Raw genomic sequence first — 17,411 nt, forward strand, 5'->3', positions numbered from 1 at the left:
CCATGGCACGATTCGTCCGCTGGTACGGCTCCGGCCCCCTGCACCTTCTCGTCCTCATCGCCTCGTTCGCCCTCACCGGCTACGCCATGGTGCGCCTGTTCGCCGTCCAGCCGCTGGAGGTGGCGATCTGGTTCGTCGGTGCCGCCATCCTCCACGACCTGATCCTGCTGCCCCTGTACTCGCTCGCCGATCTGTCCGCCCATTCCGTCCTGCGGCACCGACTTGGCGGCGTACCGCACGAGCCGTGGATCAACTACCTGCGCGTTCCCACCTTCCTGGCCGGTCTGCTCCTACTGGTCTGGTTCCCCCTCATCTTCCGACTGGCGGTCCCCTACCCCGGTTACACCGGGTTGTCCTACGACGTCTACCTCGGCCGATGGCTGGCGATCACCGGCGTGCTCTTCGCCGCCTCCGCAGTGGCCTTCGCGATCAGGCTTCGCCGCGTCCGGCGGGCCGCCCGCGCCGACGAGGAACGCCCACCGCCCGACCCCGACGGCCCTCCGTGACGAGGGAGAACCGACCCGCACGCCAGGACCCCTACGCACTGGCCCTGCGCACCGGCGGCGGGCCGGTGTACCTACGGCTGACGGACGGACGGTGGACCTGGTTGCCTGTGCACCGCTGGTACGCACAACCCACCAGGGCCGACGAAACCCTGCTGGAGCGCTGCGATGGCCCCGTCCTGGACGTCGGCTGCGGACCGGGCCGGCTGTGCAGGGCGCTCCTGCACCAGGGCATCTTCGCCGTCGGTATCGACGTTGCCCCGCGGGCGGTCGCCCGCACCATCGCTCTCGGTGGGACGGCACTGTGCCGGTCGGTGTTCGCCGCCCTTCCTGGTGAGGGAGCCTGGCAGACCCTCCTGCTGGCCGATGGGAACATCGGTATCGGCGGCGACCCCCGGGCCCTGCTCCGACGGTGTACACAGCTCATCGCTCCGATGGGTGTCCTGCTCGTCGAGGTCGAGCCGATCGACATTGCGGAGCGCTGTACCGCATGGGTGGAAGACACCCATGGCCATCGGGGTCCGCCGTTTCCCTGGGCACGTCTCGGCGCTCCGGCGCTCCGCCGCATCGCGCCAGAACTCGGCCTTGGCGTCACCGACGAGTGGCAGGGCGATCACCGGAGCTTCCTTGCACTGAGCCCTCAGCGCACTGCCCGGGGGCGTCCCGACTGATGAGGGATCGACGATCCGGCTGCGAGGACATCGGTCGGGCTCCGGTGACTGACGAACAGGCGGCCTCGCCGGATCGTGGTACTCCGCCATGACAACAGCGGCGGCGGGAGGTCCGGCCCGCCGATGGTGCCGCTTGAGTGAGGTCAGTTCGCTGCGCAGGGAGGCTGTGATGGATCACCGACCGGCACCTGATGTGGGCCTGCCCCGATGGCGGCGGCTCAGACCGTCCTGGCCGAGCCCGGGGCAGACGGGCTGCGGTCGGTGAGCGCGCGACCGATCGGTGACCATGCCCTGCTGTCCGACTGCCGCTCGGCCGCCCTGGTCACCTCCGAGGGCTCGGTGGACTGGCTGTGCCTTCCCCGCTTCGACAGCCCGGCGATCTTCGCCCGGCTCCTCGACGAGGACGCCGGCCACTGGTCCATCCGCACCGCCGGACCCGCCGACGTCAGCCGCCGCTACGTCGAGGAGACCCTTGTCCTGGAGACGACCTTCCGGACAACCGGAGGCACGGCAGTTGTACGCGACGCGCTCGCCCTGGGACGGCGCGAGCGCGGACACGCACTCGGCGAGGCCTCCCCCGGAATTCTGCTGCGTCAGGTCACCTGCACCGAAGGACAGGTGACCCTCGACATCGCCTACGCGCCACGCCCGGAGTTCGGACTGATCCATCCGCTCCTGACACCGGTCCGGGGCGGGCTCGTCGCGTACGGCGGCGCCCACGTGCTCCGGCTGTCCAGCCCCGTCGAGCTGACGGTAAGCGGTTCCACCGCGCACGGCCGGTTCACCCTGCGGGCATCGGACCGCCTCGGCTTCGCATTGCATGTCGGGCCGGCGTGGGGAAGCGAGCCGGTGCGCTGGCGGGCGGGGCGCGTCCAGCGGCGCCTGAACGACACCGTCGAGGGCTGGCGCTCGTGGTCCCGGCAGCACCGGGGCTACGTCGGCCCCTGGCAGGACGAGGTGGCACACAGCGGACGCGTGCTGCGGGGACTGACCTTCGCCCCTACGGGAGCAATCGTGGCCGCGGCCACCACCTCACTGCCCGAACGCCCCGGCGGCACACGTAACTGGGACTACCGCTACACCTGGGTCCGCGACGCGAGCTTCACCCTCCAAGCACTCGCCACCGCCGCCTGCGAGAAGGAGAAGGACAAGTTCTTCGGCTTCCTCGCCCGCGCCGCGGCAACCCAGCTCCACCGCGGCGTGAACCTGCAGATCATGTACGGCATCGGCGGTGAACACGACCTCAGCGAGCGGCTGCTGCCCCACCTGGCCGGTTGGCGCGACAGCACCCCCGTGCGCACCGGGAACGACGCCTGGCGCCAACGCCAGCTCGACGTCTACGGCGAACTCCTCGACGCCGCCCACGAGACCCTCCCAACCGGAGAGCGCCTGGACCCACCCACCCGCGCCTTCCTGGTCGAGGCGGCCGACACGGCCGCCCGTCGCTGGACCGAGCCCGACCAGGGCATCTGGGAGAGACGCGGACCGAGCAGACACTTCCTGCACTCGAAACTGATGTGCTGGGTCGCCCTGGATCGCGCCATTGCCATGGCACCGGCGCTACAGGCCGACGAACGCGTACCCCACTGGCGGCATGAGCGGGACAACATCCGCCAAGCAGTCGAAGAGCGCGGCTGGAACGCCGGATTGGGGGCCTTCGCCCAGGCGTTCGGCAGTGATGAGCTGGACGCATCGGCGCTGATGCTGCCCATCGTCGGCTTCCTGCCTCCGCACGACCCGCGCGTCGTGTCGACCGTGCTGGCCGTCGCCACCCACCTCACCGACCGCAACGGCCTGGTCCGCCGCTACCTCGGCGACGAGATCGAGGAAGCGGAAGGAGCCTTCCTGCTGTGCACCTTCTGGCTCGCCCACGCTCTCGCCCTGACCGGTCATGTCGTCCGTGCACGGCAGGTGTTCCAGACCGCCCTCGCACATGCCAACGATGTCGGCCTGCTCGCCGAGGAGACCGACCCCGCCACGGGAGAGGCCCTCGGCAACTTCCCTCAAGCCTTCAGCCACATCGGACTCATCAACGCCGCCCGCGCCATCCGCGACGCCGGGCAGCAACCCGCACCGCAAGGAACCGAGCACCGGTCCCCGGCATGAATCGACGACTGCCGCGTGTACGCCGTCAGGGGGGTGCCCATATGTTCTTCGTCGACCCCGTGCGGCCGTATTCCGGGGGACTTCGGCGAGGGTTCCGCGCAAGGGCCGAAGCTGCCCTTCCAGTTCCTCGGAGACGCCTACGACGCCATCACCGGCCAGAACGGCGGCGCCGGCGTCTTCGTCGACAAGTACCTCCCCGTCCGCCCCGCCTACCGCCTCTACCGCGCGGAGTACATGCTCCGCCGGCAAGGCTGCGACGCTCTCGCCGACCTCTACGCCGAAGCTGCCGACGAACTGACCCAGCAGATCGTCCTCGTGGGACGGCCTGACAGGGTGGCGGCGTGTCGCTGTGGCATCCGAGTTGCGCGGACACGAGATTCCCACGCACGGCAAGGGCGTGGGCCCGGCTGCGGAGCGGCTCCCCGGCGGACGCCCTGACGGTCAAGCCGTCATCGCAGGCCACGGCTGGTACGTTCGTGGCGCGGGAGACATGCAGATGCCCAGTGGCACCTTGGGCTACTTCTACGTGGAGGACGGCATAGGTCTTCGCCAGTCTGTCGGACTCACGGTCGAGCAGGGCAAGAAGATCAAGCCCACGGAGATCGTCGGGCCCGGCAAGGCGCTCCCGAACTACACCGTGGCTCCGGGCCACGACCGCCACGTTATCGACCGTAGCAACGCGGAGACGCTCTCGGACCCGAGCTGTACTGACAGTGGCGTACCAGATGAACCCCGCGCTGGACGCCGGTCGGAAACCGCAGGGCGCTGTGCACGAGGGCAGAACCTGGTGCTGCGACCCTGGTCGTCCCGAACGTCGTGCGGTTTCCGGTCCGGGTCGGTGCCGCGCGATCATCGATGGTGTGAGGGCGGAACGGAACCGCTGTGCGGACCTGCTGCGTGTGTGCGCGATCGGCGCGGTGGTGGCCGGTCACTGGCTGTTGGTCGACGTCACCTACCGGGACGGTCGGCTGTCCGGACTCGACGCGCTCGACCACGTCGGCTGGGTCCGCTGGCCCACCCTGTTGCTGCAGGTCATGCCGGTCTTCTTCCTTGTCGGTGGGTACGCCAACGCGGTGTCCTGGCAGGCCCGTCGGCAACAGGGCGAGGACTGGCGGTCCTGGGTACAGGGGCGGGCGGTGCGTTTGCTGTGGCCGACGACGGTGTACGCGGCGGTGTGCGCGCTCGCCGCAGTCGTGGCCCGCCTCGCGGGCGCGGAACCCGCTGTGCTGGCCCGGGCAGGCTGGCTGGTGGCGCTGCACCTGTGGTTCCTGCCGGTCTACCTGCTGCTGATCGCCTTGACCCCGCTCCTGCACGCGGCGCACCGCCGTTGGGGGCTGGCCGTGCCAACGGTGATGGCCCTGGGAGCCGCCGGGGTGGACGTGCTGGTACTCGGCCCCCGGCTGCCGGTGATCGGCTTCGCGAACTACCTTTTGGTGTGGGGGGCGATGCATCAGTGGGGATTCGCCTGGCAGGACGGAACGCTGACCACCCCGCGATGGCGATGCCGAGCCTTGGCGGCGGGGGGCGTCGTGCTCCTGGCTGCACTGCTGGGCTGGGGCCCGTTTCCCGTCGACATGATCGGTGCCGGCACGCGGGTGGGCAATACGAACCCACCGTCGATCGCCTTGCTGGCGTTCGCCGCTGCCCAGACCGGCCTTCTGCTGATGGCCGAACCCGCGCTGCAACGCCTGCTCACCCGCCCCCGCCTGTGGCAACGGGTCTCCCACCTCAACCAGGCGGTCATGACCGTCTACCTGTGGCACATGATCCCGGTGATCCTGGTGGCCGTCGCCTTCTACCCCACGGGCCTGGCACCCCAGCCCGCCATAGGCTCCATCGCGTGGCTGGCACTGCGCATCCCCTGGCTCGCTCTCCTGACCGCTGCCCTGATCCCGTTCACCCTGGCCCTTCTGCGGGCCCAGCGCCCGCTCCGCCGCCTTCCCGCAGGCGTGGGTCCGACGGCCTGGTGGTCCCCCTTGCTCCTGGTGTGCGGCCTGGCCGCTTGCTTCCTGCCCCTGACCGCCCTTGCCATCGGCGGCTTCGCTCCCGCCGGCCGGCTCGCGGCCCTCCCGCTGGTGCTCTACACCGTCGGTCTCACGGGCATCGTGTGCTCCGGCGGCCCGCCACCTCGACACCCCGGAGGTGGGGATCCCGAGGATGCCGGGGACCCAGGGAGCCGGCAGGGGCCCGTGCTTCGGGCATGCCGACGCCCGGAGTCCCTCGACAGACGCCGTCACAGCCCTGCCGGGCGGTGCGGCGGGGCAAGGGTGCCTATTGATCCGAAACCCAATGAGGAAATTTCATCCTGATTTCGCTGGTCACGGGCCTGGTGTGAGCTTGTCGTGGGGTACTCGTGCTGGCCAGGACATGATCGGCAGAGGGCCATCGTCTGTCACCTCTGCACTTCGCTGTTCGCCAGGACGAGCAGGGCCCGCAGGAGGGTGGTCGCGCGGCGGGTTGAGTGGATCGTGGAGGGTGACATCAAAGCCTGCTCCGACGAGATTTCGCATCCGGCCCTGCTGGACCGGGTGCGGCTTCGGATCGGGGACAAACGCGTTCTTGACCTGGTGAAGGCGTTCCTCAAGGCGGGCATTGTCGGTGAGGATCGCGTGCTGCGAGAAACCAGCGCCGGGCAGAAGACCCCCGCCACCGGCCTCTACACCGGCCGGCGCCCCGGCCTCACTCTCGTCGACCGACTCCTGGCCACCATCCTCTACCAGCGGTTCGAGATCGGTGAACAGGCGGGCGTCGGGATTCGGCTGCCTCACGCCAGCCGAGACCAGGCAGCGATACCATCACGCCCTCGCAGCGTAGAACGAGGCCTCTCGGCGACATTGGGCTCCCCTGGCGTATGGCGCCATGACGGATTTGATTCTCGGCGGCAGCGGCTACCTGGGAGCCGAGCCGGTGCGCCGGGTGATGGCTGCAGGGTGGGACACGGCCGCGACGTTTCCACTCCCGCCCAAGGGCTGTCCCGTAATCCGTGGCGGGCGTGCGGCGTCAGCCACGGCACCTCGCCGCGTTGTCGGAACGCCCGAATACATCCAGTATTCGGGCGTTTTTCCGCCTTGCGATGCACCGCATCCGACGCCGCACGCCGATCCACCAGGGATTACGGGACAGCCCTTAGTAGGGTCGGGGACTGGCGCGGTTGCTGACGCTCCGTTTCCAGTCCCCGCCGCTTCAAACCGTGCATGCAGTTCTCCCGCACACGGCTTTCCGACATCGTTCACCGACTGGCATGCGCTGTCGCCCTGCGTACGTTTCCGGTAAGACGGTAGACGCCGAGCCGGGTGATCCACCCATAAGTAAATCGGGTGGCCCAATTCCTGCCCGCGAGTCTGTGTTTCGTGCTGGCGAAGATCGCCAGCCGCTCGTGGACGTAACCGTCGACCACGTTGAACTTCCTTCCGGAGTTTCCGTTGCGGAAGTACGCAGCCCATCCCCGCAGTACGGGGTTGAGATCGGTTACTACGGCGGATACCGGCCGCTCAGTTTTCGAGCGAGCGGTCGCCGCGCGGACCTTGTCACGCAGTACCCACATCGCTCTGGCTGAAGGCCAGCGTTGCAAGTAGTACCTGCCCCGCCATTTCCACGATTCCCTCTTCCGGTGGTGGAAGCCGAGGAAATCGAATCCTTGCCCGCCTCGGGTGAGGCAGACGATGCCGGTCTTCTCGGGGTGCAACCGCATACCGAGTCTTTCCAGCACTCGTGCCGCTAACTCACGGGCCTGTTCCGCCCGTTGTTCGGTCGGCGACAGGACCACGAAATCATCGCAGTACCTCACCAGCGTCCCCAGCCGGCGGCCCTCGCGCTGCCACGCCTCATCGAGAACGTGCAGCGCGACATTCGCCAGCAACGGGGAAATCGGTGATCCCTGCGGGGTTCCCGCCCCGGTCGGGGACGTCACCCCGCCCTCCAGAACTCCCATCCTCAGCCAGGCCCGGATCAGCTTCAGCATCGGCCGGTCCACCACACGCCGGGCCACCTGGGCCATCAGCGCCTCATGACCGATCGTGCCGAAGCAGTCCCGGATGTCGGCCTCGAACACCCACTCCCGCCGCTGGTTCGCCGCGACACGCACTGCCTCGCAGGCGTCGATCGCGGACCGCTTCGGCCGGAATCCGTAGCTCGCCTCGGTGAACTGAGCCTCGAATACTGGTTCAAGGACCAGTTTCGCAGCCGTCATCACCACACGGTCCGCCACGGTGGGGATCGAAAGCGGCCGGAACTCCCCAGGCCGCCCCGGTTTGGGAATCTGGACCCGCCGCAACACTGACGGACGATACGTATACATCCGCAGTTTCCGCGAAAGGTCCTGGAGGAATGCATCCACCCCCGAGGTTTCCACCGCGTCGACGGTCATACCGTCCACGCCAGGGGCGCCTCGGTTTGCGCACACACCGGCCCATGCCCGCCGAAGAACGTCCATGCGGTGGACATGGCCATACAGGGCGTGAAACCGGCGTTCGGGCTCTTGCTTGGCACAGTGGTACAGCGCCCGTTGCAGGGCTCGGACCTTGTCCAGAGGACGGCGGCCCGGTCCCGCGGCGCTTTCCTCCCGGCGGATGGAACTAGCCGAAACGGCACTCATCCGGGTCCCTCCCTGTTCGCGAATCACATCGATGAAGCAGGGGCCCTTCGCTCCCAGCGGGTTGTGTTGTCCCGCCGATCACCACTACTACGACCCCCTCCGACCGCCTCTCGGCAACCTGCCATTTCCCGGTTCTGCCGGTTATAGGAAGGCCACGCTTCCCGGGCCGCAAACCCGGGGCCGAGGAGGCTCTCTCCAGTTCCCAGAACAACCTTCCAACCATTCCACGCCCCTTACGCCGGGAGGTTCTTCAACGACCGCTCCAGGTCCGAGATCGTCTTCCGTGGCCTTCGCCAAACAAGCACAGGCTCGGCTCCTCCTTGGCCCGCCCCAAGCGGAGCGGGGGTTAAATGACGACGCTGCAGGCTTCACTTCATGTTGCGGACTGGTCGGTTGCACGCCCCCGGAGGGCGCTTGTCACTCCACTTCGACGCCACCATTTCGAGCGACGCCGGGAGTCAGCTACCGGGGACCCTGGCGTCTCCCCGAACCGGACTCACACCGGCTGGCTGTCCTGAGCTTGACGTCCGGTTACATCCCCACATCCCTTCTGAGCTGCGATGACGCCCGGACTGCTGGACGTACACTTGATCTTTAACCTCGGGGCCCGAACGGTTCGTCGTACTTGATCACTCGGACTGGTAACTGCGTTACACGCAGGCGGCCTTCGGCTGAGCATGTGATCCGACCAAGGAACACACAACGCTCAGCACGAAGGCCGTGAAGATGAGTCTGTCGCATCATGTCGTCCCGCAGGATCCGTTTGTGGGACTGTCACGCTTCCGGGGTGAGTTCTACTCCTGTCTGACCAAACGAGCGGATGCTCTGTTCGAGCTCGCGGACGCGGTGTTGTGCTCCGATGGGCCGGTCCGGTCGCTGGTGGAACTGTCACTGGTGGGCGAACACCGGCGTGGACACGGCGGGCTCCACGACGCCCTGTCCGCGGGCCGGGTCGACGCTGCCCGGCTGCGACGGGCCCTGGCGACGGTGCCGCTGCCACGGGCGTCGGACGGCCGGCTGGTCCTGGCCGCCGACCTGACCTGCTGGCTACGGCCCAGCGCGCACACCTCACCGCAGCGGATCCTGTGCCACACCTACGGCCGGGGCAAGGACCAGCACATTCCCGTTCCCGGCTGGCCGTACTCGGTGATCTGTGCACTGGAAACGGGCCGCAGTTCGTGGACCGCGCCACTGGATGCACTACGGCTGTCGCCGGGTGACGACGCCGCCACTGTCACCGCCAGGCAGATGCGCGAGCTCGTCGAACGGCTCATCACAGCCGGGCAGTGGAAGGACGGCGACCTGGAGATCCTGATCGTGGTGGATGCCGGCTACGACGTGCCCCGCCTGGCCTTCCTCCTGAAGGACCTGCCGGTGCAGGTGCTGGGCCGGATGCGCTCGGATCGAGTCCCGCGACGTGCCCCCTGCCGCGAGCCGGGTGTCCGGGGCCGTCCGCCCCGCCACGGCAGCGAGTTCGTCTTCGGTGACCCCGACACCTGGAACACTCCCGATGCCCAGACGGTGACCGAGACCCGCCTCTACGGCACCGCCGTCGCACGGGCCTGGGACCGGCTCCGTCCAAGACTGACCCATCGCTCGGCCTGGACGGCTCAGCTTGGCGCCCTGCCGGTCATCGAGGGCACCGTGATCCGCTTGCAGGTCGACCACCTGCCCAGCGGGGCAACACCGAAGCCGGTCTGGCTGTGGTGGTCAGGCACCGATGCCACGGAAACCGCCGTCGACACGCTCTGGCAGGCATACCTGCGACGCTTCGACATCGAACACACCTTCCGGCTGTTCAAGCAGACCCTGGGCCGAACCTGCCCGAAGATCCGCGCCCCTGAAGCCGCCGACCGCTGGACCTGGTTGATCCTCACGGTTTTCACCCAGCTCCGGCTCGCCCGCCCACTGACGACGGACCTGCACCGACCATGGGAGAAGCCGAGTCCCGCGGACAGACTCACCCCTGCCCGAGTTCGCCGCGATTTTCGGCACCTCCGGCCGAAGGCCACCTGCCCGGCCAGAGCACCGAAATCCTCTCGGCCAGGCCCAGGACGGCCACCCGGCCGCAGGAACAACCAACCCACTGCACGCTATGACGTGCACACAGTCGGTAAACCAGGCCCCGCGAAACAACGGACGAAGAAGTCAACGAGCCCTCGTCCACGCCGCACAGGTTAAAGATCAAGTGTACGTCCAGCAGTCCGGGCGTCATCGCAGCTCAGAAGGGATGTGGGGATGTAACCGGACGTCAAGCTCAGGACAGCCAGCCGGTGTGAGTCCGGTTCGGGGAGACGCCAGGGTCCCCGGTAGCTGACTCCCGGCGTCGCTCGAAATGGTGGCGTCGAAGTGGAGTGACAAGCGCCCTCCGGGGGCGTGCAACCGACCAGTCCGCAACATGAAGTGAAGCCTGCAGCGTCGTCATTTAACCCCCGCTCCGCTTGGGGCGGGCCAAGGAGGAGCCGAGCCTGTGCTTGTTTGGCGAAGGCCACGGAAGACGATCTCGGACCTGGAGCGGTCGTTGAAGAACCTCCCGGCGTAAGGGGCGTGGAATGGTTGGAAGGTTGTTCTGGGAACTGGAGAGAGCCTCCTCGGCCCCGGGTTTGCGGCCCGGGAAGCGTGGCCTTCCTATAACCGGCAGAACCGGGAAATGGCAGGTTGCCGAGAGGCAGGGCCCCGGGGAGAGTCGCGTTCGCCCGGTTTGATCATGGAATCCCGTGGAGGGTGAGCGTGGCTGCGGGGTGCGTGTGGGCTCGCCGGCCGCTGGCGATGTTGGCCCATCCGGAGCGGCGGAGGGTGGCGCGGGCAAGATCGCGCAGGGCGCTCATGACGGCGGGGGTGCGATGCCGGCGGATCTGACTGGCGTCTTCGGCGAAGGTCACGTCTTTCGTCCAGTGGACGGTGTTCTCGATGATCCAGTGGCCGCGCGCCCATGCAGCGATCTCAGCGGGAGACGCCTGATGGGTCGCGAGATCGGTGACGGCGTAGACAGTCTCGGTCTGCCACTTCGATGTCCCGATTCGGCGGCGTTTGCGGTGGATGCGAACAACCTGGCGGGCATGGGGGAACAGCAGTCCGTCCACGCTCACCACCTTCGCCTCGCGGACCTCCTCCCGGCCGTGCCCGCGGTCGCGGGACTGATCGAGGACCGGTACCTGCTTCCAGGGCAGTTTGGTCAACTGACGGGCCAGGGTGGGCTGGTTGTTCTTCACCGACAGCAGGTAGTGGGCCTGGCGGTCCTCGACAAGGTAGCGAGCGTGACTCGTCTGGGCATGCAGGGCGTCGACGGTGACGACGGAGCCGGCCAGATCCTGATCATCGAGGGTGTCCAGCAGCGGAGCGAACTCGGGGATCTCGTTCGTCTTCGCACCGATCTCGCGTAGAGCGGCGGTCAACGCATCGTGGTGGCGCACTGCGGACAGGACGAAGACGCGGCTGCCGTCCGCACGGACAGCTCCGCGTAGGCATTTGCCGTCCACGGCGAAGGCCGTACGACGTGGTTGCGGCGGGTCCGTCTCGTGCTGGGCGGTGTGGTGGGCGCGGCGCTGTTCGCGCTCTACGGTCCCGTCCGGGGTTGTTGCGGATATCGGGCGGGCCTGGAGTGTGGTGAGTCTGGTGAAACCGGCGGCGGTGAGTAGCGCGGGGTCGACGCGGGCAAATACGTCGCGCAGGGTGCGCTCGCCCGGAGCCTTGAACCGGCCGGTAAAGGGGTCGAAGGGGCAGCCCAGCCGGGCCAGTACATCCTGGTCGCAGCGGCGTACCCACTCGGCAATGGCGGTTAGGGAGTTGTGTCCGGCGCTGGTGAGTGCACATACGCCGACCGCGAGCAGCGTTGCCAGCCGGAACCGCACGCCGCGCGGATTCCTCGGATCTGGCACCTGGGCCAGTGCGGCGAGCAGACCGGACGGCACCACCGCCTCGGGCCGTGACGCCCCGGACGCGGCCTGTGGCAGGTGCAGAGCGGACGGATCAGATGATGGTGCAACGAGCACGGCGACCTTACCGGGACCGGACTGGTTCACCGGTCGGTGCGGTGAGTTCTTTGGTCATGAAGACGCGGCTGGTGCCTGGCGGATCGCAGGGCACCTCTCCGAGCCGCTTCCACCCGTGTTTCTGGTAGAAGCCGGGGGCCTGGAAGGTGATGGTGTAGAGCACGGCCGTGCGGCAGCCACGGGCACGAGCCTCGTCCTCGGCCTGCCGGAGTAGCTCTGTTCCCAGCCCGCTACCACGCAGCCGGGGCGGCAGGTAGAAGAGGTCGAGGAAGAACAGCCCGAGCGAGGTACGCCCGGTCAGTCCGCCGACCACCTGGCGCGTTTCGGGATCACGGACCAGGACGGCCAGAGGTCTGCGGTCGGCGATTCCCGTGTGTTCGATGTTGAAGCGGTCCAGCGCGCCGGAGATTGCCGCGGCGTCCTCCGGGTTGGGGGCGTCGGTGAGCACCCAGTCCGTCTGGGGTTTGGGCTGGTGGGAGGCGGTGACGGCAGTGTCGGACGCAGGCATGGTTGCTCCAGTACGTGAGCGGATGCGGGTGCGGGGCCGGTGAGCCCGGCGCACGGGCCGACGCTAGAACGGGGACGCTTCGACGGACGTCGAAGGGACGTCGGCGACAATGGGCACCGTGGACATTCAGCGCGCAGGCCAGGATGTGGGTGTGGACCTGGCGGGCGTGGCCAGACTGCTGGCCGACGGCACCCGGGCCGCCTTCTGCCTCGCGCTGCTCGACGGCCGGGCCTGGACGGCGAACGAGCTCGCGCGCTATGCCGGAGTCGCGCCGTCCACTGCGACCTCGCACCTGAACCTGCTCGTAAACGGCGGGCTCCTCGTCGAGGAGCGGCACGGACGCCACCGCTACGTACGGGTGGCCGACCGCAGAGTGATCGAACTGATCGAGAGCCTTGCCGCGCTGGCCCCGAAGCACAGCCCCCGGCCACGCTCGCTGTCGGCCTCCGGCCGGCAGCAGGCACTGGCCCGCGCCCGGCTGTGCTACGACCACCTGGCCGGAACCACCGCGCTGGCTATCACCGACGCGATGGTCGAACACGGACTCCTGGAGTGGGGGCCCGAGCCGGGCCTGACCGGCAAGGGCGCCCTCTGGCTTGCCGAGGTCGGCATCACGGTGCCCGTCGGCTCACGCCGGCCACCGGTGCGCGCCTGCCTCGACTGGACCGAGCGCCGTCCCCACCTGGCCGGCGCGGTGGGCGCCGCCCTGTCCGCCCACGCACTTGCCACCGGGTGGATGACGCGCATCGGAACCAGCCGCGCCCTCCTCGTGACACCCGTCGGCCGCCGGGCACTGCACGACCACCTGGGCCTGCCACCAGCTGAACTCTGATCCTGAACCGGACCTGACCCTGCCACACCGACGCGTGATCAAGCCGGGCGAACAGGACTCTCCCCGGGGCCCTGGCCGAGAGGCGGTCGGAGGGGGTCGTAGTAGTGGTGATCGGCGGGACAACACAACCCGCTGGGAGCGAAGGGCCCCTGCTTCATCGATGTGATTCGCGAACAAGGAGGGACCCGGATGAGTGCCGTTTCGGCTAGTTCCATCCGCCGGGAGGAAAGCGCCGCGGGACCGGGCCGCCGTCCTCTGGACAAGGTCCGAGCCCTGCAACGGGCGCTGTACCACTGTGCCAAGCAAGAGCCCGAACGCCGGTTTCACGCCCTGTATGGCCATGTCCACCGCATGGACGTTCTTCGGCGGGCATGGGCCGGTGTGTGCGCAAACCGAGGCGCCCCTGGCGTGGACGGTATGACCGTCGACGCGGTGGAAACCTCGGGGGTGGATGCATTCCTCCAGGACCTTTCGCGGAAACTGCGGATGTATACGTATCGTCCGTCAGTGTTGCGGCGGGTCCAGATTCCCAAACCGGGGCGGCCTGGGGAGTTCCGGCCGCTTTCGATCCCCACCGTGGCGGACCGTGTGGTGATGACGGCTGCGAAACTGGTCCTTGAACCAGTATTCGAGGCTCAGTTCACCGAGGCGAGCTACGGATTCCGGCCGAAGCGGTCCGCGATCGACGCCTGCGAGGCAGTGCGTGTCGCGGCGAACCAGCGGCGGGAGTGGGTGTTCGAGGCCGACATCCGGGACTGCTTCGGCACGATCGGTCATGAGGCGCTGATGGCCCAGGTGGCCCGGCGTGTGGTGGACCGGCCGATGCTGAAGCTGATCCGGGCCTGGCTGAGGATGGGAGTTCTGGAGGGCGGGGTGACGTCCCCGACCGGGGCGGGAACCCCGCAGGGATCACCGATTTCCCCGTTGCTGGCGAATGTCGCGCTGCACGTTCTCGATGAGGCGTGGCAGCGCGAGGGCCGCCGGCTGGGGACGCTGGTGAGGTACTGCGATGATTTCGTGGTCCTGTCGCCGACCGAACAACGGGCGGAACAGGCCCGTGAGTTAGCGGCACGAGTGCTGGAAAGACTCGGTATGCGGTTGCACCCCGAGAAGACCGGCATCGTCTGCCTCACCCGAGGCGGGCAAGGATTCGATTTCCTCGGCTTCCACCACCGGAAGAGGGAATCGTGGAAATGGCGGGGCAGGTACTACTTGCAACGCTGGCCTTCAGCCAGAGCGATGTGGGTACTGCGTGACAAGGTCCGCGCGGCGACCGCTCGCTCGAAAACTGAGCGGCCGGTATCCGCCGTAGTAACCGATCTCAACCCCGTACTGCGGGGATGGGCTGCGTACTTCCGCAACGGAAACTCCGGAAGGAAGTTCAACGTGGTCGACGGTTACGTCCACGAGCGGCTGGCGATCTCGCCAGCACGAAACACAGACTCGCGGGCAGGAATTGGGCCACCCGATTTACTTATGGGTGGATCACCCGGCTCGGCGTCTACCGTCTTACCGGAAACGTACGCAGGGCGACAGCGCATGCCAGTCGGTGAACGATGTCGGAAAGCCGTGTGCGGGAGAACTGCATGCACGGTTTGAAGCGGCGGGGACTGGAAACGGAGCGTCAGCAACCGCGCCAGTCCCCGACCCTACTAGCCAGCGTCCGCGGAGTCACGTAGTCCCAACTCGACCTGCGCACCCCGAACGCGTCGAAGAGGTGCTGACCGAGGTTGCACTGAGCGCCGGCGTGGGAGACGGCGAGGCCGGGAGCGGCTCGCCCACGGATCGGAGAGCACGCAGCCGACCGCCCTCGCCCGGCTTTCCGGCGACGGCGTGGGACAGACGCCGCGGCCTGGAAGACCGGCTTGAAGGCGTCACGATCGGATCGTGTGGGCTCGTGCCCTACAACATGGCTTTCTGAGGTTGCGTGGGCACCACGATGACTGTGGTGGTGCCGGCGGTCAGGGCCGCTTTGAATTCCCGCTCCAGATCCTCGGTGGTCTCCACGTCGACCCCACGACATCCGAAGCCGCGGGCCACGGAGGCGATGTCGAGCCCCGGCAGGTCGAGTCCCGGAACGCCCGGAGTCTCCTCCAGCACCGCGAACGACTTCAGGATGGAGTACTCCTGGTTGCGCATGACCACGTAGATGATCGGGAGGTTGTGCTGGGCCGCCGTCCAGATGGCCTGCACGGAGTACTGGAAGGAACCGTCGCCGATCAGGCCGACCACCGGCCGTTCGACGCCCCTGTCCCGGTCGCCGAGCGCGACGCCCACCGCAGCCGGGGTGCCCCAGCCGATCCCTCCGCTGGCCGTGGCGAAGAACGATCCGGTCCTGACCGTGGGAAGCCACTCGACCTGCTGTGCCATCGTGGAGGTCGATTCGTTGGCGATGACCGCGTCGGGCGGCCGGACCCTGCTCAGGGTGGCATAGACCTCCGGTGGGGTGAGCGGGCTGTTCGGCACCTGTGGCAGCTCACGGGGCCGCGCCATTGGCTCCGGAGCAGTCCGCGCGGATCCCTGCGCGACCATGTCCAGGAGCAGCTCGATCGCCGCCTTGGGATCACCGATGAGGCTGTCGCCCACGCGTGCTGCCGCGGCGACGTCGGGGGACACGGTGATCTGCAGCAGTTCGGTCCCTGCGGGGAGGTAGTCGTTGGGCACGTAGGGGTAGTAGCGGAACACCTCCGCGCCGATCACGACCACCAGGTCGTGTCCGGTCAGCCGGTCGCCGATGGTCCTCGCCGACATGCCGAGCGGACCGCGGAAGAGGGGATGGTCCTCCGGGAAGGATGCGCGGTCCAGGAGCGGGGCGCCGTAGACTGCCGCGCGCAGCTTCTCCGCCAGGGCCACGGCCCCGTCCCATCCGCCGGCGCGATCCACCTCCGGCCCGAAGACCAGCGCGGGACGACGGCTGGCGGAGATGCGATCGGCGAAACCGCGCAGCCGCTCCGCGTCGGGAGCGACCCGGTCGCTCACCGTCCGCACACGCGTGAAGGCGGACAACGGCTCCTTCCAGTCGTCCATGGGAATGGACAGGTGAACCGGTCCTGCCGGTGGCTGCAGTGCGATCGAGTAGGCCCGCATGAACGCCTCCGGTACATCCTGGGCGCGGGCCGGCTCGTAGGACCACTTCACCCATGGCTTCAGCAACGTGGTGGACTCCGGGTTACCCAAGTATGGCTCCCCGATCATCAGTTCACGGTGCTGCTGTCCCGAGGTGACGATCAAGGGAGTGTTCCCGCGGTAGGCCGATATCAGGTTTCCCATGGCGTTGCCCGGACCGGCCGCGGAGTGCAGGTTGACCAGTGCCGGGCGCCGGGTGACTTGCGCGAAGGCGTCGGCCATCGCGATGACGGAGGCCTCCTGCAGTGCCAGTACATACCTGAAGTCCGCCGGGAAATCCTGCAGAAACGGTTGTTCGGTGGAACCGGGATTACCGAAGACCGTGGTGAGGCGGAGAGTCCGCAGCAGATCGTAGGTCACGCTTCGGACGGTGGGTTGCTCGGTCATCGTTGGTCACCCTTTCTTGCGGTGCGGAGGTGGCTGTGCCTGTGCGGCGGCGCGCGGGGCCCACAAGCACCTGTCGGGCGGGGCTGGTGGCAAGCAGCCTCGCCATGCGGTGGGTACTTTTCCGCGAAGGCGTGGGCGCCCTCCTGCGCGTCGTGGGACGCCAGAACCGGCGCGGCGATCTGGTCCTGCTCGACGAAGGCGTCCTGGTGGCTAAACGCTCGCCGTTCGTGGACAGCAAGTTTGACGGCTGCCACGGCCAGGGGCGCGTTGTGCGCGATGCTGGTGGCCGGTTCCAGGGCTCGTCGCAGAGCCTGGCGCGGTTCTGTGAGGTAGTTGACCAGGCCGAATCACTCGGCGGGCAGAGGCTCGAGCGCATGAAGCGGACAGCCGGCGCGGGTCGTGACACGGTACGCCGAGGTGCAACAGGTGCTCGTCGATCCGAGGATCAGCAACGACGTCACCCGGCCGGGCTTCCCGCATCCGCTGCCTGATGGTTCGGCGGGACCCGACGAACTGCACGAGGGTGAGTTCTTCAATATGGCCCCCGATCACGATGTATACCGACGGATGCTGATCTCCGTTCGACCCTCAGGCGGAAAGGCGGGGTTTTCGGTCACCCACCGCATCCTGGCTGCTGGCCCAGCACGTCGGACGCCCGACGCCACCGAGTGGGCAGGACCCTGACCTGAGTG

Annotated in this window: 14 protein-coding genes and 1 pseudogene; 10 read left to right on the plus strand and 5 right to left on the minus strand. The window is 68.0% G+C overall.

The annotated features are described in order from the left end of the window. Nucleotides 1-2: 2 nt before the first annotated feature. The 6 genes and pseudogenes from OG611_RS23575 (at nucleotide 3) to OG611_RS23595 (ending at nucleotide 5,589) form a co-directional block, all read left to right on the plus strand. Nucleotides 3-506, plus strand: coding sequence for a hypothetical protein (locus OG611_RS23575; protein ID WP_266423482.1), 504 nt, complete (start codon nucleotides 3-5; stop codon nucleotides 504-506). Next, nucleotides 503-1,174 (plus strand): class I SAM-dependent methyltransferase, encoded by a 672-nt coding sequence (locus tag OG611_RS23580; protein ID WP_266423485.1) that lies wholly within the window; start codon nucleotides 503-505, stop codon nucleotides 1,172-1,174. Before OG611_RS23575 ends, OG611_RS23580 begins: the two co-directional genes overlap by 4 nt. 207 nt (nucleotides 1,175-1,381) lie before the next feature. Then, on the plus strand, nucleotides 1,382-3,280 hold the full coding sequence (locus OG611_RS23585) for a glycoside hydrolase family 15 protein (protein ID WP_266423488.1): 1,899 nt from the start codon (nucleotides 1,382-1,384) through the stop codon (nucleotides 3,278-3,280). Nucleotides 3,281-3,313: 33 nt separating this feature from the next. Beyond that, a complete protein-coding gene (locus OG611_RS23590) occupies nucleotides 3,314-3,718 on the plus strand; it encodes a hypothetical protein (protein ID WP_266423491.1) in 405 nt (134 codons plus the stop codon). Next, a pseudogene (locus OG611_RS40680) lies at nucleotides 3,678-3,929 on the plus strand (putative adhesin); the annotation flags it as partial. The gene OG611_RS23590 and the pseudogene OG611_RS40680, both read left to right, overlap by 41 nt. A 211-nt stretch (nucleotides 3,930-4,140) precedes the next feature. After that, nucleotides 4,141-5,589 (plus strand): acyltransferase, encoded by a 1,449-nt coding sequence (locus OG611_RS23595; protein WP_266423493.1) that lies wholly within the window; start codon nucleotides 4,141-4,143, stop codon nucleotides 5,587-5,589. A gap of 9 nt (nucleotides 5,590-5,598) precedes the next feature. Here the strand turns inward: OG611_RS23595 and OG611_RS23600 are convergent, their stop codons facing one another. Next, nucleotides 5,599-6,048 (minus strand): hypothetical protein, encoded by a 450-nt coding sequence (locus tag OG611_RS23600; RefSeq protein ID WP_266423496.1) that lies wholly within the window; start codon nucleotides 6,046-6,048, stop codon nucleotides 5,599-5,601. A gap of 461 nt (nucleotides 6,049-6,509) precedes the next feature. Further along, the gene (gene ltrA / locus OG611_RS23605) at nucleotides 6,510-7,874 is read right to left on the minus strand and encodes a group II intron reverse transcriptase/maturase (protein WP_323180217.1); all 1,365 of its coding nucleotides are present in this window, start codon (nucleotides 7,872-7,874) and stop codon (nucleotides 6,510-6,512) included. A 726-nt stretch (nucleotides 7,875-8,600) separates the two neighbouring features. On the opposite strand from ltrA (OG611_RS23605), the gene OG611_RS23610 reads away from it, so the two are divergent. Further along, complete coding sequence (locus OG611_RS23610) at nucleotides 8,601-10,055, plus strand: NF041680 family putative transposase (RefSeq protein WP_266423499.1); 1,455 nt, start codon at nucleotides 8,601-8,603, stop codon at nucleotides 10,053-10,055. Between the two features lie 524 nt (nucleotides 10,056-10,579). Here OG611_RS23610 and OG611_RS23615 read toward each other — a convergent pair. Both OG611_RS23615 and OG611_RS23620 read right to left on the minus strand, forming a co-directional pair. After that, a complete protein-coding gene (locus OG611_RS23615; RefSeq protein ID WP_323180269.1) occupies nucleotides 10,580-11,833 on the minus strand; it encodes an ISAs1 family transposase in 1,254 nt (417 codons plus the stop codon). 40 nt (nucleotides 11,834-11,873) lie between these two features. Then, nucleotides 11,874-12,374, minus strand: coding sequence for a GNAT family N-acetyltransferase (locus tag OG611_RS23620; protein ID WP_266423501.1), 501 nt, complete (start codon nucleotides 12,372-12,374; stop codon nucleotides 11,874-11,876). Between the two features lie 109 nt (nucleotides 12,375-12,483). On the opposite strand from OG611_RS23620, the gene OG611_RS23625 reads away from it, so the two are divergent. Together OG611_RS23625 and ltrA (OG611_RS23630) are read left to right on the plus strand one after the other, a co-directional pair. Then, a complete protein-coding gene (locus OG611_RS23625; RefSeq protein WP_266423503.1) occupies nucleotides 12,484-13,206 on the plus strand; it encodes a helix-turn-helix transcriptional regulator in 723 nt (240 codons plus the stop codon). A 351-nt stretch (nucleotides 13,207-13,557) separates the two neighbouring features. Then, nucleotides 13,558-14,805, plus strand: a complete 1,248-nt coding sequence (gene ltrA, locus OG611_RS23630) for a group II intron reverse transcriptase/maturase (protein WP_266426164.1) — start codon at nucleotides 13,558-13,560, stop codon at nucleotides 14,803-14,805. Between the two features lie 303 nt (nucleotides 14,806-15,108). On the opposite strand, the gene mdlC is transcribed toward ltrA (OG611_RS23630), so the two are convergent. Beyond that, nucleotides 15,109-16,692, minus strand: a complete 1,584-nt coding sequence (mdlC, locus tag OG611_RS23635; protein WP_266423505.1) for a benzoylformate decarboxylase — start codon at nucleotides 16,690-16,692, stop codon at nucleotides 15,109-15,111. A gap of 113 nt (nucleotides 16,693-16,805) precedes the next feature. On the opposite strand from mdlC, the gene OG611_RS23640 reads away from it, so the two are divergent. Continuing rightward, nucleotides 16,806-17,210, plus strand: coding sequence for a hypothetical protein (locus OG611_RS23640; RefSeq protein WP_266423507.1), 405 nt, complete (start codon nucleotides 16,806-16,808; stop codon nucleotides 17,208-17,210). The last annotated feature ends 201 nt before the right edge of the window (nucleotides 17,211-17,411 follow it).

The organism is Streptomyces sp. NBC_01363 (assembly GCF_026340595.1).
In the GTDB taxonomy this organism is placed as follows: domain Bacteria; phylum Actinomycetota; class Actinomycetes; order Streptomycetales; family Streptomycetaceae; genus Streptomyces.